The sequence below is a fragment of the Desulfotomaculum sp. OF05-3 genome (assembly GCF_003435535.1).
Taxonomy (GTDB): Bacteria; Bacillota; Clostridia; order Lachnospirales; family Lachnospiraceae; genus Pilosibacter; species Pilosibacter fragilis.
The window spans coordinates 166429-187660 of the sequence record NZ_QWGO01000002.1 but is presented as its reverse complement, the minus strand read 5'-3'; the positions used below and the strand labels follow the sequence as shown (position 1 = coordinate 187660).

21 protein-coding genes are annotated in these 21232 nt (G+C 50.7%); 2 read left to right on the top strand and 19 right to left on the bottom strand.

Annotation, left to right across the window (positions count from 1 at the left end; all coding sequences use genetic code 11):
• Window positions 1-95: 95 nt before the first annotated feature.
• From flgB to DXA87_RS02410, 11 genes are all read right to left on the bottom strand, one after another.
• Window positions 96-488 (bottom strand): flagellar basal body rod protein FlgB, encoded by a 393-nt coding sequence (gene flgB, locus DXA87_RS02455; RefSeq protein ID WP_015553123.1) that lies wholly within the window; start codon window positions 486-488, stop codon window positions 96-98.
• A gap of 511 nt (window positions 489-999) precedes the next feature.
• Window positions 1000-2037, bottom strand: a complete 1038-nt coding sequence (locus tag DXA87_RS02450; protein WP_242998004.1) for an aldo/keto reductase — start codon at window positions 2035-2037, stop codon at window positions 1000-1002.
• Window positions 2038-2116: 79 nt separating this feature from the next.
• Window positions 2117-2311: a hypothetical protein gene (locus DXA87_RS18310; protein ID WP_242992119.1), complete on the bottom strand. Its 195-nt coding sequence runs from the start codon at window positions 2309-2311 to the stop codon at window positions 2117-2119.
• Window positions 2274-2984 (bottom strand): GntR family transcriptional regulator, encoded by a 711-nt coding sequence (locus tag DXA87_RS02445; RefSeq protein ID WP_015553120.1) that lies wholly within the window; start codon window positions 2982-2984, stop codon window positions 2274-2276. The genes DXA87_RS18310 and DXA87_RS02445 overlap by 38 nt, the downstream gene beginning before the upstream one ends.
• Before the next feature lie 14 nt (window positions 2985-2998).
• The gene (ispE, locus tag DXA87_RS02440; protein ID WP_117503155.1) at window positions 2999-3895 is read right to left on the bottom strand and encodes a 4-(cytidine 5'-diphospho)-2-C-methyl-D-erythritol kinase; all 897 of its coding nucleotides are present in this window, start codon (window positions 3893-3895) and stop codon (window positions 2999-3001) included.
• 237 nt (window positions 3896-4132) lie between these two features.
• A complete protein-coding gene (locus DXA87_RS02435; RefSeq protein WP_117469095.1) occupies window positions 4133-4837 on the bottom strand; it encodes a GNAT family N-acetyltransferase in 705 nt (234 codons plus the stop codon).
• Window positions 4838-4975: 138 nt separating this feature from the next.
• Window positions 4976-5506: a peptidylprolyl isomerase gene (locus DXA87_RS02430; RefSeq protein ID WP_021904634.1), complete on the bottom strand. Its 531-nt coding sequence runs from the start codon at window positions 5504-5506 to the stop codon at window positions 4976-4978.
• 152 nt (window positions 5507-5658) lie between these two features.
• Window positions 5659-6438 (bottom strand): SIMPL domain-containing protein, encoded by a 780-nt coding sequence (locus DXA87_RS02425; protein WP_117469094.1) that lies wholly within the window; start codon window positions 6436-6438, stop codon window positions 5659-5661.
• 394 nt (window positions 6439-6832) lie between these two features.
• Window positions 6833-7351 carry a hypothetical protein gene (locus DXA87_RS02420; RefSeq protein ID WP_117469093.1) on the bottom strand — a complete coding sequence of 173 codons (519 nt, stop codon included), beginning with the start codon at window positions 7349-7351 and terminating at the stop codon, window positions 6833-6835.
• Between the two features lie 243 nt (window positions 7352-7594).
• Complete coding sequence (locus tag DXA87_RS02415) at window positions 7595-7969, bottom strand: hypothetical protein (protein ID WP_117484006.1); 375 nt, start codon at window positions 7967-7969, stop codon at window positions 7595-7597.
• Between the two features lie 315 nt (window positions 7970-8284).
• Window positions 8285-9622: an amino acid carrier protein gene (locus DXA87_RS02410; RefSeq protein ID WP_117503154.1), complete on the bottom strand. Its 1338-nt coding sequence runs from the start codon at window positions 9620-9622 to the stop codon at window positions 8285-8287.
• Window positions 9623-9846: 224 nt separating this feature from the next.
• Between DXA87_RS02410 and DXA87_RS02405 the strand changes: the two genes are divergently transcribed.
• Entirely contained in the window at window positions 9847-10836 is a 990-nt protein-coding gene (locus DXA87_RS02405) for a zinc dependent phospholipase C family protein (RefSeq protein ID WP_347465601.1), read from the top strand.
• Between the two features lie 244 nt (window positions 10837-11080).
• On the top strand, window positions 11081-11785 hold the full coding sequence (locus tag DXA87_RS02400) for a gamma-glutamyl-gamma-aminobutyrate hydrolase family protein (RefSeq protein ID WP_158552996.1): 705 nt from the start codon (window positions 11081-11083) through the stop codon (window positions 11783-11785).
• A 229-nt stretch (window positions 11786-12014) separates the two neighbouring features.
• Here DXA87_RS02400 and DXA87_RS02395 read toward each other — a convergent pair whose 3' ends face one another.
• From DXA87_RS02395 to DXA87_RS02360, 8 genes are all read right to left on the bottom strand, one after another.
• Window positions 12015-12653: a hypothetical protein gene (locus tag DXA87_RS02395; protein ID WP_117503153.1), complete on the bottom strand. Its 639-nt coding sequence runs from the start codon at window positions 12651-12653 to the stop codon at window positions 12015-12017.
• Between the two features lie 230 nt (window positions 12654-12883).
• Window positions 12884-13861: a glycosyltransferase family 2 protein gene (locus DXA87_RS02390; protein ID WP_117503152.1), complete on the bottom strand. Its 978-nt coding sequence runs from the start codon at window positions 13859-13861 to the stop codon at window positions 12884-12886.
• Window positions 13854-14702: a LicD family protein gene (locus tag DXA87_RS02385; protein WP_117503151.1), complete on the bottom strand. Its 849-nt coding sequence runs from the start codon at window positions 14700-14702 to the stop codon at window positions 13854-13856. Before DXA87_RS02385 ends, DXA87_RS02390 begins: the two co-directional genes overlap by 8 nt.
• Window positions 14699-16039, bottom strand: a complete 1341-nt coding sequence (gene rfbH, locus DXA87_RS02380; protein WP_117503150.1) for a lipopolysaccharide biosynthesis protein RfbH — start codon at window positions 16037-16039, stop codon at window positions 14699-14701. Before rfbH ends, DXA87_RS02385 begins: the two co-directional genes overlap by 4 nt.
• 141 nt (window positions 16040-16180) lie before the next feature.
• Window positions 16181-17239 carry a CDP-glucose 4,6-dehydratase gene (gene rfbG / locus DXA87_RS02375; RefSeq protein WP_117503149.1) on the bottom strand — a complete coding sequence of 353 codons (1059 nt, stop codon included), beginning with the start codon at window positions 17237-17239 and terminating at the stop codon, window positions 16181-16183.
• A gap of 88 nt (window positions 17240-17327) precedes the next feature.
• A complete protein-coding gene (gene rfbF, locus DXA87_RS02370; protein WP_117469084.1) occupies window positions 17328-18101 on the bottom strand; it encodes a glucose-1-phosphate cytidylyltransferase in 774 nt (257 codons plus the stop codon).
• Between the two features lie 4 nt (window positions 18102-18105).
• Window positions 18106-19692, bottom strand: coding sequence for a hypothetical protein (locus DXA87_RS02365; RefSeq protein WP_117503148.1), 1587 nt, complete (start codon window positions 19690-19692; stop codon window positions 18106-18108).
• Window positions 19682-21220, bottom strand: a complete 1539-nt coding sequence (locus tag DXA87_RS02360) for a hypothetical protein (protein WP_117503147.1) — start codon at window positions 21218-21220, stop codon at window positions 19682-19684. The genes DXA87_RS02365 and DXA87_RS02360 overlap by 11 nt, the downstream gene beginning before the upstream one ends.
• Window positions 21221-21232 lie beyond the last annotated feature (12 nt).

Sequence of the window (21232 nt, the reverse complement as noted above, 5' to 3'; positions counted from 1 at the left end):
CCACTACTGTTACAACGTTAGTATAGCACTTCAATAAACCCATTCACCTGTTCAATCATTTTATATTTTCTCCTTAACTGTATAATTTGTATGATTTAAAAGTTTTTAGCTGCGCTGCGCAGACGTGAAAGATCGCTACTTACAGAACTGATCATAAACTGGTATTCATAAGCTGTTCTTGCCAATTCAACCTGTTCCTGATCCATATCCACATTATTCTCATCCAGTCTGGTTGATTCATTTAAGGTTGTATGGACAGACGGTCTCATATTTTCAATCCCTCTTGCCACATTTTTCATAGAAGTCTTCTTCACAGTAAGAGCAGACCGGATCTTCTGTGCCAGTTCATTCTCAAAGGTCATATATTGTGACTTAAAACCTGGCGTATCAACATTTGCAATGTTGTTCATAGTCAGGTTCTGTCTCATCCATAAGCTGTCCAGGGTTTTTTCTCCAAGTAATAATCCATTTCCATACAAGTCCATCATAAATGTTCATCCTCCTGTGTGGCCGATATAATTTTCTTCAAAAAATACATACCGTTAATATCCCTTGATGGAAGGGGTTACAATTTTCGTATTTTTATCATTATCTATACACTCTATATAATATATAATTCTTATGATTTTTTCAAGTCTTATATTTTTAGCTGCCGCCTTTCTTGTATTGGTAATTTGTCACAAAGTTTTATAGCAATTTGCATTGTCTTTTTATTATATCTATTTATTTTTTTATTTTGCCCATACAATTGTGATTTTGCATAACTCCACCGTTATTTTGCACGTTTTAGATGTTATATTTTGTCAATAAATATACTTTGTTAAGTTTTTTTAATTTTGCTACTATAAATGAGCAAATTTGAAAAATGAAATTTATCAAAAAGCACTTTTGCATATTGACGAATATCGATGTGCAAAATTTGCATGCTCCGCTTTCATCATATGCAAAAAGAGGACAGCCACCCATCCTCTTTTCGCCAAGTCTATCTATTTCCTATCCTTAGAAATTCCCCGGCAGGATCTCCTTACCCGCAAGAACCTCCTCATAATCCTTCAGGTTTCTCTGCAGCAGCTCCGGCGTATTCAGACCATACGGGCACTTGCTCATGCAGTGGCCGCAGTGGAGGCAGTCCTTGATCTTCATCATCTTCGCCTGTACCTCCGGTGTGAGCTGGAGGTGGGACGGGGATCTTCTGAGAAGCAGGGACATTCTCGCGCAGGTGTTGATCTCGATCCCGGCCGGACATGGCATACAGTAGCCGCAGGCACGGCAGAAGCTTCCGAATAACTGTTTTCTGTCATTCTCGATCAGGGTGCGGATCTCGTCGTCCATCACCGGCGGATTGTCGATATAGCTTAAAAATTCGTCAAGCTCATGTTCCTTCTGGACACCCCAGATCGGAAGTACGCTGTCGTACTGTGCCTGAAACGCGTAAGCGGCTCTTGAATTGTTGATCAGGCCGCCGGACAATGCCTTCATGGCAATAAAGCCCATATCTGCCTTTTTGCACTTTTCCATGAGCTCCAGATCCTTCTCGCTGCAGAGATAGCAGAACGGGAACTGTAACGTCGCGTACAGACCGGAATCCACCGCCTCGTTTGCAACCGCAAGGCGATGATTCGTGATGCTGATGAACCGGATCTTTCCCTGTTCCCTTGCCTTTAAAGCAGCGTCATAGAGGCCGGATTCATAGCCCGGCTTCGGACAGACTGCCGGGTTGTGGAACTGGTATACATCGATACAGTCCGTCTTTAAAAGACGAAGGCTTGTCTCGAGATCCTTCCAGAAGCCTTCTGCTGTCGTTGCCGCTGTCTTTGTCGCCAGATAGATATGGTTTCTGACATCACTTAAGGCATATCCGATCTTTTCCTCACTGTCAGAATATGCTCTCGCCGTATCGAAATATGTAATTCCGCCGTCATATGCCTTTCTCAAAAGCTTTGCGGCCTCTTCCTTCGTGATTCTCTGGATCGGAAGCGCGCCGAAACCGTTCTTATTTACCGTGATTCCCGTCTTTCCAAGTGTAACTGTTGTCATGAAGCTTCTCCTTTCTTCCTATACGTTTGCCCGTAACCTTTTCCCCTATCTGTGACCTTAAGCTACGGGCATGCCAAAGCTACTGCTTTCCTGCGTCCAGCATCTCCTTCAGCGCTTCATCCCCGTCATCGATCCACGCGTCCTCTTCGTCCGCGTTGAGACCGAGGAATTTCGCCAGCGTTCTCTCGTCATCGCTGTTGTTCCACTCATCCACATAGTCATCGATGGCTTCAAATTCAATTTCTCCTGCCAGGTACTTTTCTTTGAATGTCATTTTCCTGCTCCTTCAGATTCTTGAGAATCGTGATCTCCTGATTGTCGATGTGTTCCCGCACAGCCATCTTCGCCTCCTGGATATGGCGCAGCGTCAGTGCCTTTAAAATATGTTCATGCTCCACCATAAGGATCTGGCGCTTGTCCGCGTCCTTAATGTATTCCAGGCGGTAGCGGTACATCTGCTCTCTTAAATTGTTTAAGATCTGGACCAGCTTCTGGTTCTTCGTGCTGTTGTAGATGATCTCATGGAACTGCTCGTCAGTCTGGGCGATCTGCATCGCGTCCCCGTTCCCGATGGCTGCCTTGAAATCAACTTCCGCTTTATTTAATGATTCCAGCTCTTCCGCGGTGATTCTCTGGCATGCAAGGTCGATGGCAAGCTCCTCTAAGGAACGGCGCACCTCCAGAACATCCCGCAGGTTGCTCTCAGAGATCTTCGCAACCTCCGCGCCCTTTCTCGGTATCATGAGGACCAGGCCCTCGAGCTCCAGTTTACGGATCGCCTCACGGATCGGGGTACGGCTCACGCCAAGCCGCTCCGCAAGCTGGATCTCCATCAGGCGTTCGCCCGGCTCCAGCTCTCCTTTTAAAATTGCCTGGCGCAGGGTCTTGAACACAACATCCCGTAATGGCAGATATTCATCCATATTTACTTCAAAATGATTCGTCATCGTGTCTCTCTCCTCTATCTGGCTTTCTTCCGGTTGTAGAATTCAGTCAGGTACACCTGACGGGTCAGACGTCCGCCGTCCGCTTCCCTGAGGGCCTGACAGGCCTTTTCTGCCAGTTCCCTGCCCTTGTATATACCGAATACCGTCGGCCCGCTGCCGCTCATCAGGGAGCCGCAGGCGCCGTTCTCCACCATTATTTCCTTGATTTCCGCAATCTCCGGATGATCCGGGACCGTCACGGTCTCCAGGACATTTCCAAGACGTTCGATCACACCATCCAGGTCACCATTTTTTATCGCCGCCATCATGCCGTCGATATCCGGGTGTTCCTCCGGTGCAAGCTCATTCACGCGCAGTTTTCCGTATACCGCTTTCGTTGACACGGAGATCTGCGGCTTCGCGATCACGAGATGGCACTGCGGAGGTGCCGGGAGCTCTATCAGGATCTCACCGATTCCTTCCGACAGGGCCGTTCCACGCATGATACAGTACGGAACATCCGCGCCGAGCTTTACACCCCGCTCCATAAGCTCTTTTTTCGTGAATCCAAGATCAAACATCCGGTTCACACCGACTAAAACGGCTGCCGCATCGGTACTGCCTCCGGCCATGCCGGCCGCAACAGGAATATATTTGCGGATCTTTATAGTCACGCCGTCCTTGATTCCCTTTTCATCGAGAAGCAGCTTCGCCGCGCGCCACGCAAGGTTTCCCTCCCCGTCCGGAACGAACGGGAGATTCGTCTCCGTCCTGATCACGCCGTCTTCGGTCCGGTCCATCTCGATCCGGTCGTACAGGTTCACGGTCTGCATGATCATGCGGACCTCGTGGTACCCATCCTCTCTCTTCCGGACCACATCCAGGCCAAGGTTGATCTTGGCATATGCTTTGAGGTCTAAATGGTCTTTCATGTTATCACCTTCTATATTTTCTACACGCGAGTCCTACCATCGGAATACTTCGCATTCCCAGGAACAAATTTAAAGCTTCTCCTGCAGGCAGGCTTGAGCCGAACCTTTAAGCTTGTTACCCTGGTATCATCAAATTGTATTTGTGTTGTTTGTATACAATGTTTAATATACATGATTGATACACCATTTGACAAGAGAAATCTTGCGGAATTAATGACTTTTTTCCTCAATAAACCTTTATTCCGTCCGCACGAATCCCAGGCTTTCCGCGACCTTCTTTGACACGATGTTTTCCTTCCCGATCCTGACGATAAACTGGACAGTTCCAAACTCTTCCTCAGCGTATTCGATCGCCGCCCGGCATGCCTCTTTCGCGTATCCTTTTCTCCGGTATTCCGGGAAAATATGGTAGCCCAGCTCCAGCGTGTCATCCAGGATATTCTCATCATCCAGGGACAGGACATAATAATCCACATCCCCGATGCCGTCATCCTGCGGGATCCGGAACCCCACAACACCGGTGAGATTTCCGCTCTTCTTTTCCTCGACCGCCCAGAATCCAAACTCAAACACCTCATAATGGTGCTTTGTGTAACCGGCTACCTTCTCCACCGTATCCAGGTCGGCATCCACATGGTTCTCCACGATCTCCTCATAATCGCCTTCCGCGATCTCCCGGATCTTAAGCCGCTCCGTCTCGCAGATCGCCCACGGCAGCCCAAGATGCCTTCTCGCGATCCGCCCCAAAAACTCTTCGTCCGCATCCTCCACATCCGCGATCAATGTGTCCGCCGCGCACCACTCATTCCCCTGTGTGTCTTCTCTCCATAAGCCAACAATGGCCCTCCCGGCAGCCTTTGCCGCCAGGAGAGCCTCGTTTTCATCGGAGAGCAGGACAGGAATTTTCTCACCGTCTACAACTGCATAACGGGTCTCCTGCATAGCATGTCTCCTTTTTATATTTGCGGCAGTTGTTCCTGCTCCGCCTGCACACCTGCCGAATCTCCTCCGGCAGCTTCTTCCGAATGCATGACAGCTCAAAAACAGTACTCTTCCATGTCTGGAATCCAACTGCCATTTTTATCGGCACTTCTCCGGTTCCGGATACTCTACGCCGAAGGTCTCTGCTGTGATAGATTTGATCTTCTGCTCCTTCATCGGACGGTCGCTGTAATCGGTGCGGACCTCAGCGATCTTGTTTACGATGTCCATACCGTCGATGACCTGACCGAACGCTGCATACTCACCGTTTAAGTACGGAGCGTCTTTGTGCATAATGAAGAACTGGGAACCTGCGGAGTTCGGGTTCATCGCGCGGGCCATGGAGAGAACGCCCTCGGTATGCGCCAGATCGTTCTGGAAGCCGTTGTGGGAGAACTCGCCCTTGATGCAGTATCCCGGGCCGCCCATTCCGTTGCCGTCCGGGCATCCGCCCTGGATCATGAATCCCTTGATCACGCGGTGGAAGATCAGTCCGTTATAGAATCCCTTATTTACAAGACTTAAAAAGTTGTTTACCGTATTCGGAGCAACGTCCGGGTAAAGCTCAGCTTTGATGATATCGCCGTTTGTCATTTCGATGGTAATGACCGGATTTTTCTTTTCTGCCATTGTCTTTCTCCTTTTTAACTGTGGGCTTTTACCGCCTGAACAGTAATTTACATGACTGCCAGGATACTGGACAGCCACTTGATCGTACCCTATATTATACAGGGCATGGTCCTGGATGTCCACTGTTTTCCGGTCCATGCCCTGTGAATTACCTAGTCTCCCATGGAGAACACGATCTTAATATTCGCGCTGACTTCCATCTCTCCCGGCATCACGTTCATATCTGCCGCGGTGTCCTCTGCCCCGGCTGCCTCCATTACAGCGCTTTCCTTTTTCAGGTTCACGCCGCCGTCCACATATCTGCCGTACTGGCTGTCCGAATACTCTTCAATACTCACCACATATCCGAGTGTCCGTCCGCTGGCCTCCGCAAGTGCCTCCGCCTTCGTCCGGGCAAGATCAACTGCTTTCTTTAACGCCTCCGCATACGCGTCATCATATCCGCTGGAATAGTAAGACACGGAATAGATCTCATTCGCCCCGTTTCCGACACCGTTGGAGAGCAGCGTGCCGACCTGGTCCACCGCAACATCGGAGACGGTCACCTCGGTCTGCATCTCGTATCCAATGAGCTTCCTCGTGTTGCTGCTCCAGTCATACCGCGGGTTCAGGTAATATCCGGAGGTCGTGATGGACTTTTCATCGATCCCCTGTCCTTTCAGGTATTCGGTCAGGGAATTTAAGCTCTCCGTATTCTTCTGCTGGCACTCATCTGCAGCCTTCGCCTCAGATCTCACCGCAAACACGATCTTCGCCATATCCGGCACGATCTTCACCGTCTCGCTGCTGTCCATGGTGATCTTTCCGTCCGAGCTGTCTCCCACATTTTCGACCTTCACGGTATCCGGCACAGACACCGTCGTGCTGCATCCCGCAAGAGAAACTGCCATTATCATCGCCAAACCTGCCGCCGCCAATGTTCTTTTCTTCATACTGGATTCCTCCTTATCCCTGAATGGTATGGTTTCACACTCCAAAACATGCCTGCAGATATGCGTATTTCCTGCGTTGACTGTGAACCATACGAAAACACGTCTTTTATATTAAGGAGTATAACAGAAAAACATTGCAGCGTTTTATCTTTTCTCTTACTTTTTTAGGACATTTTCCTGTAGAAAAAATGGCATCCGATAATTGATCTTTCCTTCTGTTCTATTGAAGCGATATCCGCATACTGCTGACCGATTTCACCATATTTATACACAGCCTTATGCCGTTATTTTCGAGAACTATGTCAACACAATCTGGAACAATGTCATTTGAATTCGGAACAATGTCAATCATATTTGATATTGTTCTTTTTTACTGTGCCTTTTCATTATTCTTTTAAGCTTGGTCTTCTATCAACGTATGCAGGATCTCCGGCAGCTCCACAAGCAGGCTTTTTCGATTTACCCGCTCTGTTCTCCTGTGGATGTCCTTTCCCCATGGGCCCATGAGGACGGCTGGGATATTCAGCTTTCCGATCTCTTCAAAGTCTACCTGGTAGCCGCCGCCCCAGAGCGGAGTCTCGGCGGCGTAGCCGGAAAAGTCCATATCCCCGCAGGTGCCGCAGTAGCTGAGGTCGGAGATTCCTGTAAAGTAGTGGACTTTCTTCACCATGCATCCGGCTGCCTCAGACGCTTTCTTGATCTTTCTGAACTGCCAGCTTCCGGCGCCCTCTTTTCCGGTCATCTGATCGCTGTGGTATGCCGGGTAGAGCGGCGGGGCGAAGCTGATGACCATCACCGGCTCTGTGAGTCCGGACCAGTCCAGGACCTCCGTCATCATGTCGATAGTTGCCTGGGGGTAATTTGTCTCTCCGCTGCGGATCCGCGCTTCTGTGCGGACCTTCAATTCCGCCATAAAGCATTCAAAACCATCCGCATCCTTTTCGCTGCATTGTCCGGAGAGTTCCGCGAAAGAGAGCACTGTAAATTTCTGCCGCGCTTCGTTCTTTTCTGCATCTTCTTCACTGTCGCTGTCCGCATATTTTTCCGATGCCGGGTCTGCAGTATCTGTACTTCCATCAGCTTCCGCCTGAAGTTCTGCGGTTTTTACACATTGCTTCCTGTCCCTTCTCGTCCCGGCCCATGGGTTCCAGATCGATCAGAAGGTCGTAGGAAAGCTTTTCCCGCTCCCGAAGATCCGCAAGAAATCCAGCTGCGCCGCGCATGCCGACGGAATAAGACTCCTCATCCGGAACCGACAAAAACAGTACATTTCCATCCATCCTGCATGTCCCGTCAGAATGATCGTCCGTCCGGATTTCCTATTTCCGCGCACCAGCCCGTAAACCAACGGACGCTTTCTCGCGTCCCCAGGGATCTCCACTGTACCGAAGTTTTCCGGGTATGCCCGAAAATACGGCTGCTCCGCAAGGATCTCCCTAATTGCCTCCGCCGTCTTCCGCTCTTCATCCGTATCCGAAATCCCAGGAACCGATACGAGTCTCTTTAAATATTCATAAACTTTCTCTTCCATCCGGCATCTCTCCTTATATACATGAAAAAAAGCACCCCGCCGAGTGCTTTTCTTCAACAAAATAATTATTTGAAAAAGGGAGGAGAGCTGATAATCACTTATCAGCTCGAGTATTATGAAAAAAATCTTATAAGCAGCATCTATATCAGATGTCTTTCTGTTTATGGTTATATGATATCCATAAAACATGAAGAAATCGTGTGAATTGTGTAAAAGAATTTTGAAGACTTTTTGAACAAGATATGAACACGAAAAAGGGCAATTTTGTACCGCCGTAAGACGTATCGCACACCCCTCTCCGGCGTGAGGCAGCAGCTATGGATCCCGCTTTTCCCCCGGCGCATAGATCTCCCCCGCCAGCAGCACCAGCGCCGCCAGGTTCGGCACCGCCATCAGTCCATTAAAGATGTCCGAGACCTCCCACACCGTCTCCATCGCCCCGAGACACCCGAGAAACGCCGCCAGAAGATATCCCACCGTGTAGACAGCCGGGATCTTTCCCGAGATCTTCCCGCCAAGATACTCCGCCGCCTGCCGCCCCATATAGTACCATGCGATGATCGTGGAGAACGCGAACAGCACCACGCAGACCGCCACCGCATACCCGCCGGGACTCCCAAGCGCTGTAAAAAAGCAGAGACTTGTGAGCGATGCTCCGTTCTCCGCCCCGAACTCTGAGGCCGTCCCGCTGCCCGCCACGCAGAGGATCACAAGCGCTGTCAGCGTACAGCTCACGATGGTATCAAAAAATACCTCAAAGATCGCCCACTGCCCCTGAAGCTCCTCCGATGCCATCTCCGCGCTCCCGTTTAACACTGCAAGACTCCCGAGCCCCGCCTCATTGGAAAAGACACCTCTGGCGATCCCATAGCTGACGCATCGGGAGATCCCGTAACCCGCGACTCCGCCAACAGCGCTGCGGAAGGAAAATGCATCCACCAGAATTCCCAGGATCACTCCCGGCACATTCCCGGCATACAGAATGATCACTGCCAGCGCTGCTGCCGTATAAAGCCCCGCAGACAATGGAACAAGCCGCTCCGCCGCGAGAAAGATCCGCCGTCCGCCGCCTGCCAGCACGATACCCGCAAGGACCACAAGGATCATCCCCACTGCAGCCTCTGGGATTCCGTACACATAGGACACCGTCTCCGAGATCGCGTTTGCCTGCACCATGCTTCCCATGCCGAAAGCCGCCGGAATACAGAAAAATCCGTAGAGGACTGCCGCCCTGGGACAGCCCAGCCGCTTTTCGAGATACATCATCGGTCCCGCCATCCATCCGCCGTCCTGTCCTTTTTCCCGGTACCGGATCCCGAGAACTGTCTCCCCGTAAGCCGTCGCCATTCCGAGGAAGGCGGACACCCACATCCAGAACACCGCACCTGGTCCTCCGGCGATCACAGCCGCCGCCACCCCCGTGATATTCCCGGTTCCTATGGTTGCCGCCAGCGCCGTACATGCCGACCGGAAGGATCCCTGATGACTCTTCCTGTCCCTGAGAAGGTTCCCGATCGTCGCGTTCCACCAGCATGGGATCTTCCTGAGCTGAAAGAACCGGATCCGCACACTGTATACGGTCCCCACCATCAAAAACAGTACCGGTGTCCATGGTCCCCAGACAATATCATGGATCTCCCCAATCATATTCATTCCATATCACGCCCTGCAGCCTGACGGCCTCATTTTCTATCCCGCCGCGCATTACCGCCGCCCGCCGCGTTTTTACCTTTTCTATTTCTTACTACGTTTTATTCCCATTTCCACACATCTATGCTATAATAAACACTGTGTCTGCCCATGGCAGCTTTTATTTGCACAAGCAGAAAGCCAAAGTCCGCGCCGGAGCAGGACCTTGGCATTTTCTTTCAAAGGAGATGATTCTTGTGCCCGGATTTACGACTCACTACCTGTTCGGTGTAAAGGCCTACAATGACCTTCCGAACAACTACCTGAAACATGTGATATCCAAATACCGCTGGCTCTACCAGCTTGGTCTCCAGGGACCTGATATCTTCTTTTATAATATCCCGATCCTCCGTCACAGGGACTACCGCAACGTCGGCTCCCATATGCATGAGTATCAGGTAAACGACTTTTTTAAGAACAGCCTCTTAGAGCTCACCGAGATCCACTCGAGACAGCAGAAAGAGGAGGCGGCGGCATTCCTCGCAGGATTCATGTGCCACTATATCTCTGATTCGATCTGCCACCCCTTCGTCTACGGGCGGATCAAGTACCGCACCGATAAGAAAAAGACCGAGTGTCATGGACTCCATGCCGCCCTGGAAAACGATATCGACGCGATCCTGCTCTGGAAGTTCAAGCACAAAAAGCCGTCCGAATTCAACCAGACCGCTTCCCTCTGTTTAAACGCCCAGGAGAGCCAGTTTATCTCCAGATATCTCAGCCGGTGCATCAACCGCACCTACTACCAGATCACAGAGAAAAACAACTTCCAGGTCACAGACGGAATGGTTGCCCGCTCGATCTTCGCGATCCGTTTCGGAAGCCGGATCCTGTCCGATCCCGAGGGACATAAGACCCATGTGATCGGTTCTCTGGAATCAATCTTCCTAAAGCATCCGATCGCTTCTAAAAAGCTTGTGACGGATAAGCTTTCCGCCCAGGTCCGCGATATCCTGAACCTGGACCATGAGGTCTGGACGAATCCATGGGATAATTCCATCGCCTCGACGACGTCATTCCCAGATCTGTACCATCAGACCTTGAAGAAATGCAATGCAGTCTACTATTACCTCAATGCGTTCCTGATCGCGAATGTCCCATCCGGGCCGCCGGATATGTCCGCGCTGTTGGCAGAGCTTGGAAACTATTCCTACCACAGCGGGCTTGATGTGGGATGACCTGCATCATCTGATGCCAGACACGGATCCCGGGAGGCTTCGCTTTCCGGGGCATATCGCTTAAAACGGATGATTTCTGCCCTGTGCTGCAGAATTATCATATACTATCATAGCTGTTTCACTTTTTAAACAGCTGCCATCTATCAACTTCCGCTCTGTCTGTATGAGAGACAGCCGGATCCATTCCGTCAGATTTCACTACGGGGACAGGCAGACGGCAGAAATGGAAAAGGAGAATTACATTATGAAACCATTGATCTTACTGACCGGAGGAACCGGCGCAGCAGCCAACGGAACACCGACATGGGCATTAAACCAGAACTATGCTGAGAATATCCGCCGCGCAGGCGGCATCCCGATCCTTGCAGTCAACAACGACTGTGCTGAGGAGTACGCGGATCTCGCTGACGGACTTCTCTTAAGCGGCGGTAAAGACGTTGAACCAAAGCTCTACGGTCAGGAAAAGATGTTTGACTTCGTCATCACAGACCCACAGCGCGACGATCTGGAATACAAGATCATCAAGGCCTTCGTTGACCGCAGGAAACCGATCTGGGGCATCTGCCGCGGAATCCAGATCTTAAACGTATACTTCGGCGGTACTCTCACCCAGGATATCCCGACACAGCTCGGCGGTGATCACTCCAAGGGTGTCTGCCATCAGGTGACGCTCAAGAAAGATTCCATCTTAGGAAACCTTTACGGCGAGTCCATGGAAGTAAACAGCTACCACCACCAGGCCCTCGACAAGCTCGGCGAAGGTCTCCAGGCCATCGCATGGGGCGAGTCCAACGGACACACTTTCACAGAGGCTGTGCAGCACGAGACTCTTCCGATCTGGTCCGTACAGTGGCACCCGGAGCGCATGACCGGCCCGGTTACAAACCCGAAGGAATGTGCCGACTCTCTTCCGATGTTTGAGTACTTCGTGAAGCAGTGTGCAAAATAAGCCGCGTCAATAAACGCAGGTCTGAAATTTAAAACTGAATCCATATATAAACGCCGCATTTATTCTGCCGTTAAGAATAGTGCGGCGTTTGTTACTGTTCAGCAGGTCTGTGCAGACCATAAGAAAATATGACAACAAAAAATGGCAGGACGCTTTCTGGATCACATTGAAAAGCATTCTGCCATTATATTGTCTTAATTATTTATTCTGTTAAAATTATTCCAACTAATTACTTGGAAGCCTTTGTCTCGTCAAGCTTCTTCGGTGAATCGTCTGCAACGTCCTCCGGACCTTCTGCAGCAGTCTCGTTGCTCTTGAGGTCGATCTTCTCTCCGGCCTTGTAGCTCTTATCTACAAGTGCCTTTCCTCCCTCAGTAACAACTTTTACATCAAGGGAGAACTGGTTCCAGAGTGTTCCGAAGGAATCAGTGCTGGAATTCTCAAGATCCATGCTCTGTGCAGCGATGATATCGTTGAACTGCTTAACCATTGTCACAGCATATTCCATAGCGTCATCGTTTGTTGTGTCGTTCTTTACTGTCCATGTGAGACCGATGTTTAATGCGGACTCATCATAAGTGAACTCCATCTTTACAGACTGCGGGAATGCAGATGTGTCGTTGAACAGTCCGTCGCACTCGCTCTGTGCCTGCTCCCAGTCGTACATCGTCGTCTCTACAGTCTCATCCTCTACAAGGAAGTTCTGGTCTCTCGGAAGTGTCTCGTCATCGTCATCAGACTCCAGCTTTGCCGGATCCACTTCTTCGCTTCCGGATACCGGTGCATCTGTTGAAATGCTGCTCTTTGTACATCCGCCAAGGGCAAGAACTACTAAAGACAGCACAGCCATTCTCTTTAATAATTTCATGATAAAATTCCTCCTCTGAATTCAACGGATCTCCCATTATGCTAAATAGAATTTTCCGGGAAATCGGCATACTCACGTATTATATACGATTCCCTTTTATTTTTGAAGTCCTTTTCTCAAATTTACACAAATAATTCATGATTTTGTAATGTTTTTCCATTTGTTCCGGTGGGAGTCCGCCGATCACAGCTGAAAAAGTTCCTGCCAGGATCATTTTCCATGCATAGAACCTACCGGACATCCTGTCCATCTGTATCTTTGCTTCGGTTTTTTTTGACATTAGCAGTATCTTTCACGATATACACCGGCCTGTCCTTGATCTCCGCAAACAGGATCGCGATATACTCGCCGATGATCCCTACGATCACAAACAACACGGAAAACATAAACGAGATCAGTACCACGATGGTCGCATAGCCGTTCGGCGCCCCATAGATTTTCCAGGTATAGACCGTATAGATCACCATGATCAGTCCGAAAAGCGCTGTGATCACACCGGAATAGATTCCAAGCTTTAACGGCAGATCAGAAAAGCACAGGATCGTGTTGATGGAAAATTTGAACAGACTCTTTAAGCTGTACTTGCTCTCCCCTGCAAAACGCGGTCTCGCCTCGTACTCGATGGTGGTCTTCTCAAAACCGATGCTCTGGACATAGCCCCGCAGGAAGCGGACCTTCTCCCGGTAGTTGTTCCTGAGAACCTCCGCCGCGTTTTTGCTCACCGCAAAAAAGTCCGAGGCGTTGGCCTCAAACTTCACATCGGAGAGATGGTTGATCAGCTTGTAGAATGCCGCGGATGTGACATTCTTCACCAGCCCCGCCGTCTTATTCCTCGTGCGGACCATGCTGATCACTTCATATCCCTCGTCAAATTTTTCCACGATCTCCGGCAGGCACTCCGGCGGATGCTGCAGATCCGCGTCCATGCAGACGATACCGTCACCGCCAGCATAGTCCAGCCCTGCGATCATCGCCGCCTCATGCCCGAAGTTCCTGGAAAAATTGACGATCTTCACTTTTTCGTCCGACGCCGCGAACTCCTTTAGGATCGAAAGGGACTGATCCCTGCTGCCGTCGTTCACGAACAGGAACTCATAGTCCCAGTTTCCCGGCAGCCTTTTCAGGATCTTCCCTGTCTCTGCATAGAATTCTCTTAGCGCCAGCTCCTCGTTGTATACCGATACAACGACCGAAAGCAGTTTAGTCATAAATTTTGATCTCCATATCGGAATGTTCCGGAATCTGTTTTTCCTCCGGCGGAAGCTTCATGTAGTCGCCGTAAAGCTGCGTCAGAAGCTCATCCCAGCCGGCCGGAGCGTAGAACCTTGTGTCCTCAAAAGGCATCTCAACGACCTCATCGTCCCACTCTCTCTTCATCTCCACATAGAACCAGTTCGGCGCGTAACCCGTGTAGAAATATAACGGGCGCTCTTTCCTGCTGTCCATATGGCACAGGGCATTCCACAGCTTCCAGATCACCGGGAATGGGATCAGCTTTCCGACGGTCGCGAGAACTGCCACAAAAAGCTTCATAACGCCCTTGTAATCGCTGTAATCGATCTCATACCGGTGTCCCAGGGCAAATCCGTAGAGAACGCAGTGGGAGAGCTTTGTGAGCTTCTTCGCGAGCTTTCCCTCCGGAAGTCCGTCCACGATGAATAGGTCCACGTTCAGGCGGCTGATCTTATCGTCATAGAACTCCATCTTTCCGGAGTCCTCGAACTTCTGGCTCTTATTGTATGTCACACGGGAGATAAAGTCGTAGAACGCCTTTCCACCATGGTACTCGTTCGGCTCCACAAAGGACATGTCCTCCGGCAGCTCCCGTCTTACGACCTTCGCGAACATCTCGTAGTTCTTTCTCGTGAACATGACGTCCACATCGTCATCCCACGGGATGAAGCCGCCGTGGCGCACCGCGCCCAGAAGCGTGCCGGAATCCAGTGCGTACTTGATCTTGTACTTTCTGCAGATCCGGTCGATCTCCTTTAAAAGCTTTAAGTTGACCTCATGGACTTTCGTCAGGTCAAAGGATTTTTCTCCGCTCACTGTAACAGCCCCTCTTTAATCACTTTTGCCATATAGTCGATCTTTTCGTCTGTCATTCCCGGATAAACGCCAACCCAGAAGGTGTCACTCATGATCCGGTCCGTATTTTCCAGGGATCCTACTACGCGGTAGCCCTTTTTCTCTGCTCTCATCTCGTCGAAGCACGGATGCTTGATGAGGTTTCCGGCAAACAGCATTCTCGTCTGGATACCTTTGCTCTCGATGTACTGGACGAGTTTATTTCTGTCAGTTCCCTCTTTACATGTGATCAGGAAGCCAAACCAGCTTGGTCTGGAATTCTCAGCCGGTACCGGAAGGATCAGACGGTCCTCTGTCTCAGCGAGAGCTGCTCTCAGGCGGTCGAAGTTGTGGCGTCTGCGCTCCACGAAGGTCGGGAATTTCTCGATCTGGGCACATCCGATGGCTGCCTGGAGGTCTGTGGCTTTCAGGTTATATCCGAAATGGGAATATACATATTTGTGGTCATAGCCAAGCGGAAGCTCACCGTACTGTCTGTCAAAGCGGTGTCCGCAGAGGTTGTCATGTCCGGACGGGCAGACACAGTCACGGCCCCAGTCGCGGAAGGAACGGATGATCTTGTTTAACAGCGGATTGTCCGTGTAAACGGCTCCGCCCTCACCCATGGTCATGTGGTGCGGCGGATAGAAGCTGGATGTTCCGATATCGCCTACGGTTCCGGTGAATTTCTCCTCACCGTTGATGGTGTATCTGGAGCCTAACGCGTCGCAGTTGTCCTCAACGAGCCACAGGTTATGTTTCTCACAGAATTCCTTCACTGCCTTTAAATCGAACGGGTTTCCGAGTGTATGGGCGATCATGACTGCCTTTGTCTTATCGGAAAGTGCCGCCTCTAACTTTGTGACATCGATATTGTACTGCGGGATCGTCACGTCAACGAACACCGGGACAGCGCCATACTGGATCGCCGGAGTTACGGTGGTCGGGAAACCTGCCGCAACAGTGATGATCTCGTCCCCGCGCTTTACACGGCGCCCGCCGAGAAGCGGGGATGTAAGTGTCATGAATGCGATCAGATTTGCGGAGGAACCGGAGTTTACGAGGGCGCAGTAGCGCACACGAAGGTACTCCGCGAGTTTTTTCTCGAACTCATCCGTGTAACGTCCGGATGTAAGCCAGAACTCCAGGGAGCTGTCCACAAGGTTTACCATCTCCCTGCTGTCGTACACACGGGACGCGTACGGAATACGGTCTCCCTCATGGAATTCCTTTTTCTGGTTATGGAATTTATCGGCATATTCGGCTACGAGGTCAAGGATCTCTTTTCTTGCCTCCGCCTCTGTCTTGTTTTCAAACATAACTTTTTCCTTTCCTGATGATACAGCAGACCAATTTCTGAACTCGTTCCTGCTGTATACAATGTTTCATTTGCCGGGAAGTTTCTGCACGCACCTCCAGGTTTCCTGTCTTTTTCAAATAGTGGACGATTTTCTTCTGTTCTACTGGAACATCTCCTTGATCTGTCTGTCCATGACAGCCACAACATCGCCGTTCTTCTCATACTCCTGGCACCACTCAACGGTGAGTCCGATGGCTTCCTTCACGCCATAACGCGGATGCCATCCAAATGTGGTCTTCAACTTGGAGCAGTCGAGTTTTAAGAAGTTTGCCTCGTGAGGACCTCCGTCGCTCTTGTTTTCCCAGGAAAGTCCATTTCCCCAGGCGCTGCAGAACATGTCCACAAGCTCACCCGTGGTCACGCAGTCCTTGTCATCCGGTCCCACGTTGTAGTATCCGGCGTATTTTCCGTCCTCATACTGGGCCTTCGCAACCATGAGATATGCCGCTAACGGCTCCAGCACATGCTGGTACGGGCGGGTAGAATGCGGATTGCGGACAACGATCGGCTTTTTCGCCATCGCCGCGCGGACGCAGTCCGGAACGATACGGTCATTCGCGAAGTCGCCGCCGCCGATGACATTTCCCGCACGGCAGGTTGAGATCGCGCAGTGTCCGTCCGCAAAGAAGGACTTCCTGTAGCTGTGTGTCACAAGCTCGGAACATGATTTGCTGTTGGAATACGGATCATAGCCGTCCAGGCGGTCCACCTCGCGGTAGCCGTACTCCCACTCCCTGTTCTCGTAGACCTTATCCGTCGTCACATTTAAGAAGGACTTCACGCACGGATTCAGGCGGACACACTCCAAAATATTGACGGTGCCAATGACGTTCGTCTCGTAGGTGTAGACCGGATCCTTATAGGAGTCCCGCACGATAGGCTGTGCCGCCAGATGTAAGACGATCTCCGGTTTTGTATCCTCGAATACCTGCTTTAAATGGGCGAGGTCCCTGATGTCACCGATGACAGAATTCATCTTACCCTCAAGACCTGCCATGTTGAACAGTGCCGGGTCTGTCGGCGGGTTTAAGGAATATCCTGTGACCTCCGCCCCCGCGTTTACAAGGATCCTGGAAAGCCAGGTTCCCTTAAAGCCGGTATGTCCGGTTACGAGGATCTTCTTTCCTTTATAAAAGTTAAATACTTCTTCCAAATTCATTTTCGTATCTCCATTTACGGATTTTTGCTCTCCGCGCAGCCGTTTTCTGCGATCCTCACAGCGGCTTCCGGAAAGCAGGCGTGTGAACCTATTCCCAGATCTTCCACGGCGCGTTTCCTGACTGCCACATCGCCTCTAACTGCTGTTTCTCGCGCTGGGTATCCATGCACTTCCAGAATCCCTCGTGGCGGTATGCCATGAGCTCGCCGTCCTTTGCGAGGTTTCTTAACGGTGCCTGCTCGAATACGGTGGAATCGCCCTCAATGTAGTCGAATACGCCCGGATTTAATACCATGTAACCGCCGTTGATCAGGCTGCCGTCATCGTCATTCTTCTCGCGGAAGGAATTGATCTTTCCGTTATCCTCGAGGTCGAGGACACCGAAGCGCTGTCCGATATTGACTGCCGTGATGGTTGCGAGCTTTCCATGGCTTCTGTGGAACTCTTCCAGTGCCTTTAAGTCGATGTTTGCGAGACCGTCGCCGTAGGTCAGCATAAACGGCTCATTTCCCACATACTCTTTGATCCTCTTTACGCGTCCGCCGGTCATGGTGTTGAGTCCTGTGTCGATCAGAGTCACCTTCCACGGCTCCGCATAGTTGTTGTGGACCTTCATGCTGTTGTTCGCAAGATCGAAGGTCACATCAGATGTGTGAAGGAAGTAATCCGCAAAGAACTCCTTTACCACATACTGTTTGTATCCCAGACAGATAATAAATTCGTTATACCCGAACTGGGAATAATATTTCATGATATGCCACATGATCGGCTTCTCACCGATCTCGATCATCGGCTTTGGTTTTAAATGACTCTCCTCGCTTATCCTTGTTCCGAATCCTCCTGCCAGGATTACTACTTTCATAGGTTTACCTCCATATATTCCAACCGTTTTCTTTGAGGACCGTAAGTGCTTCCCGGCATCCCGGTTTGTGATACTCCAGCGCGTCCTCCAGTGTTTTGTCTGACTCGTTTTCAAAATTTAATAAGATCTGTTTTACCTCGTCCCGGTTATGTTCTTTCCGGTACTTTCCGAAGCGGAATTCCTCCGCCGTCGTCATCACGTTTCCGATGAGGAACATGGCGGCGAGGGCGATCGATAATCTCTTTACCAGCTTTGGCAAAGGATCCTTTTCAGTCCTGCTGATATGCTGTGCCCCTTTCGGCTCTGTGCCTCTGCTTTCCCTGCATTCTTCCTTTTTACAGAATCCGCACTTCGCAGCCAGAGCGAACGTAAGAAAGATTCCGATCACACCGATCTGATACTGCAGCGCATACCGGGAACTCATCCCATACTTGTCATTCGGCATAAAGATATACCGGCTCACAAGCACCATCAGGTGGTTCATACCACCGCCTGCCAGGAGCATCAGCGGCAGGATCGTCTGTTTCTCGATCCGGTAATAAAAATTCATCCACAGCGCAAAGAAATACGCAAACAGGACGATCACGCCGACCGCGCACCAGACCTTCCCTGGAATCCCTGCAAAGCTCCTGTCAATCAATTCTACTCCAAAAACCATGGAAGCAAAAGACTTAAGAAGAAATTTAATAAAAAATTTCGGATCCTGTCGGAAAGCCGTAAAGAGCGGCACATTTACCGCTCCCGAATACTCGTAAACCGCCTGGGAGTTGCTCCAGAGGTAAATGAGAAACGGAATGACTGCCACTGCGATCAGGGCGATCACGCGGGCGGTTCCGATTCCGGCAAGATCATCTGAAATTACACCGATCACGCCAGCGTTTTCCCTGCCTTTGCCCGATACGTTTTTCCTATCCGTGCTGCTTAAATTCTGTCTGTCGGCCTTTGCCTGATATTTTCCAGATAAACTCTTTGCAATTACAATATCGCGCACGTAAATAAACAGGTACGCCATCACGATCGTTACCGTGTAGATCGCGCAGTACGGTCCCGCCGCCCCTATGGTGATCACAAACGGCAGTACAAAGAGAAGTACAAGCTCCGATTTCTTCGCGTTTCGGAATCCCTTTTCGTACACCTGATCCAGCAGGGCATAATTCCAGAAAAACAATCCGAATGCCAGGAAATGCGCCCATCCGGTTCCGTTGTACAGCATCTCCCACTTATTAAGGCTGAACATAACGATCATCATCGCCGCGTACCAGACCGGGCAGAGTTCCTTTTTCCTGCTGTACCGGCCGATGACCAGGGCGGAGAGTCCAAATCCGAGGATGCCCATGATCCGGTCCACAGTGACGCTGTATCCAAAGATCATGACATTCAGTCCGCGCTCTAAGAAGTTCACCGGAATTCTTGTGAGCAGATCCGCCACAAAAAACTTATCCGGGTTCCACACGTCCGGCAGATAGGAATTGATGAGCCGGATATAATCGGAATACACCATGTCAATGGCGGAGCGCCTGATATATGCCAGATAAAAAATCATCCCCAGAACTGGAAGTCCGATATAGACATAGCTTTTCTTATTCTTCATGATCTCCTCCGCCTGCTGCGGTTCTTCCTACGTTATTTCCTGCATGTTCCGCTGCCGGTCTTCTTTTCGGTCTGCGGCGGCGTCTCGCTGTCGGATCTGCTGCGCCTTCATTCTGTGTCTGCCTTGCTGCAATATTCCCCTGCGTCCGCTTTTCCGCTTCTCCACTCTTCCGCTTCAATTGCGGTGCTGTGTTCTTCTTTGACTTTTCTGACTTCACTGTCTCTTTCTTATCAGTTCCCGCTGTCCATCCGCCGGTTGGCTGACTGAGTGTCACGATCCTCATGGAAGTCTGGGGCTGTACCTGGCGCGGTTGGCGATCTGTCTCTTTCCCATGACACACAGTGCGTTTTTCTGTCGGCTTTACCGTTTTTTCTGTCGGCTCTGCTATTTTTTCTGTCGGCTTTGCTGCCTTACTCTGCGGTGCAGTCTCGCGAACCATTCCTGCTGCCTCAGCCTGCTCTCTGGCTGCTTTCGCGCGCTTTCTTCTCTGACGCCTCTTCGCGGAAGAACTCAGCTTCTCCGGCTGGGCATTCTCTGCGGTCTTCTCTACAATCTTTACTTCCCTGCTCTGCTGGGCTTTATTGACCGCTGTTTTTACTTCTCTCTTCTTCTGAGTTCTCTCCGACGTCTCATTCTTTCCAGCTGCCTTCCCATTGCTGCCGTTCTGCGGCTTTCTCAATGTCTGCTTATTCTCAGTGCTTTTCTGTTCCGCCGTTTTCTTTCCCTCGGTCTTCTGAACCACTCTCTGATTGCCGCTTACCTTTGCGTCCTGCCTCGCGTTCCCGCCACTGGTCTGCTTTCCGCCTTCACGCTTCCGGGCATGTCCCTGTCCGCTGTTCTTCGCCTGGCTTTTTCCTGCCTGACTCTGTCCTCCACTCTTTGACTGCCCCTGTCTGCGTCCTTTCATCTGTGCCACGGACGTCTTCTTCACGCTCGCCCCATGGCACCCCGTCTGGCTCTTTTTAACCGCCGGTCCTCTCTGTTTCCGCCGGTTTGCGTGGTGGTCAGCGACGATCCGCAGAACATCTTCCATATAATTGTACTGATTCCAGGCATCTTCCTTAGAAACATAGTTCTCATGAACCGCCTTGTTTCCGATCACGCGGATCTCGTTCAATTCCCACTTTCCGACCCGGTCCAGATACCCATTCTCGTCGAGCCACCATCCAAACTGCTGGAATGTCATGACTCTCTGACGCTTTCTCCCGTTCATCCGGTAAGTTTCGCGCTGTCCTCTTCCATCCGGACCGCTCTTGGCGTTCGCCATCGCCTGGGCAGAATTGTCGAGCTCGATCCCATTAAATTCCGCCACCAGCTTCAGAAACAGTTCCAGATTCTGGCGGCCCTTTACCATAGCCGCATTATACTCCCCGCGCCGCAGCCATTGCTTTTCCTTCTTGAGTTCCCGCTTTACGGGAGCAAGATGGGCAGTCATGTCCCTCTTCCTCAGGAAATACCCGAGTACAAGGAACAGGACCACAGCAACGGCAAAGCCCGCGCACATTGGAGCCCACTGCTGTCCATTCATTCTTCTGATTCT

Coding starts and splice junctions, on each gene's coding strand:
- flgB (WP_015553123.1), bottom strand. CDS start 488: ATGATGGACTTGTATGGAAATGGATTATTACTTGGAGAAAAAACCCTG.
- DXA87_RS02450 (WP_242998004.1), bottom strand. CDS start 2,037: ATGACAACAGTTACACTTGGAAAGACGGGAATCACGGTAAATAAGAAC.
- DXA87_RS18310 (WP_242992119.1), bottom strand. CDS start 2,311: ATGACATTCAAAGAAAAGTACCTGGCAGGAGAAATTGAATTTGAAGCC.
- DXA87_RS02445 (WP_015553120.1), bottom strand. CDS start 2,984: ATGACGAATCATTTTGAAGTAAATATGGATGAATATCTGCCATTACGG.
- ispE (WP_117503155.1), bottom strand. CDS start 3,895: ATGAAAGACCATTTAGACCTCAAAGCATATGCCAAGATCAACCTTGGC.
- DXA87_RS02435 (WP_117469095.1), bottom strand. CDS start 4,837: ATGCAGGAGACCCGTTATGCAGTTGTAGACGGTGAGAAAATTCCTGTC.
- DXA87_RS02430 (WP_021904634.1), bottom strand. CDS start 5,506: ATGGCAGAAAAGAAAAATCCGGTCATTACCATCGAAATGACAAACGGC.
- DXA87_RS02425 (WP_117469094.1), bottom strand. CDS start 6,438: ATGAAGAAAAGAACATTGGCGGCGGCAGGTTTGGCGATGATAATGGCA.
- DXA87_RS02420 (WP_117469093.1), bottom strand. CDS start 7,351: ATGGCGGAATTGAAGGTCCGCACAGAAGCGCGGATCCGCAGCGGAGAG.
- DXA87_RS02415 (WP_117484006.1), bottom strand. CDS start 7,969: ATGGAAGAGAAAGTTTATGAATATTTAAAGAGACTCGTATCGGTTCCT.
- DXA87_RS02410 (WP_117503154.1), bottom strand. CDS start 9,622: ATGAATATGATTGGGGAGATCCATGATATTGTCTGGGGACCATGGACA.
- DXA87_RS02405 (WP_347465601.1), top strand. CDS start 9,847: ATGATTCTTGTGCCCGGATTTACGACTCACTACCTGTTCGGTGTAAAG.
- DXA87_RS02400 (WP_158552996.1), top strand. CDS start 11,081: ATGAAACCATTGATCTTACTGACCGGAGGAACCGGCGCAGCAGCCAAC.
- DXA87_RS02395 (WP_117503153.1), bottom strand. CDS start 12,653: ATGAAATTATTAAAGAGAATGGCTGTGCTGTCTTTAGTAGTTCTTGCC.
- DXA87_RS02390 (WP_117503152.1), bottom strand. CDS start 13,861: ATGACTAAACTGCTTTCGGTCGTTGTATCGGTATACAACGAGGAGCTG.
- rfbH (WP_117503150.1), bottom strand. CDS start 16,039: ATGTTTGAAAACAAGACAGAGGCGGAGGCAAGAAAAGAGATCCTTGAC.
- rfbG (WP_117503149.1), bottom strand. CDS start 17,239: ATGAATTTGGAAGAAGTATTTAACTTTTATAAAGGAAAGAAGATCCTC.
- rfbF (WP_117469084.1), bottom strand. CDS start 18,101: ATGAAAGTAGTAATCCTGGCAGGAGGATTCGGAACAAGGATAAGCGAG.
- DXA87_RS02365 (WP_117503148.1), bottom strand. CDS start 19,692: ATGAAGAATAAGAAAAGCTATGTCTATATCGGACTTCCAGTTCTGGGG.
- DXA87_RS02360 (WP_117503147.1), bottom strand. CDS start 21,220: ATGAATGGACAGCAGTGGGCTCCAATGTGCGCGGGCTTTGCCGTTGCT.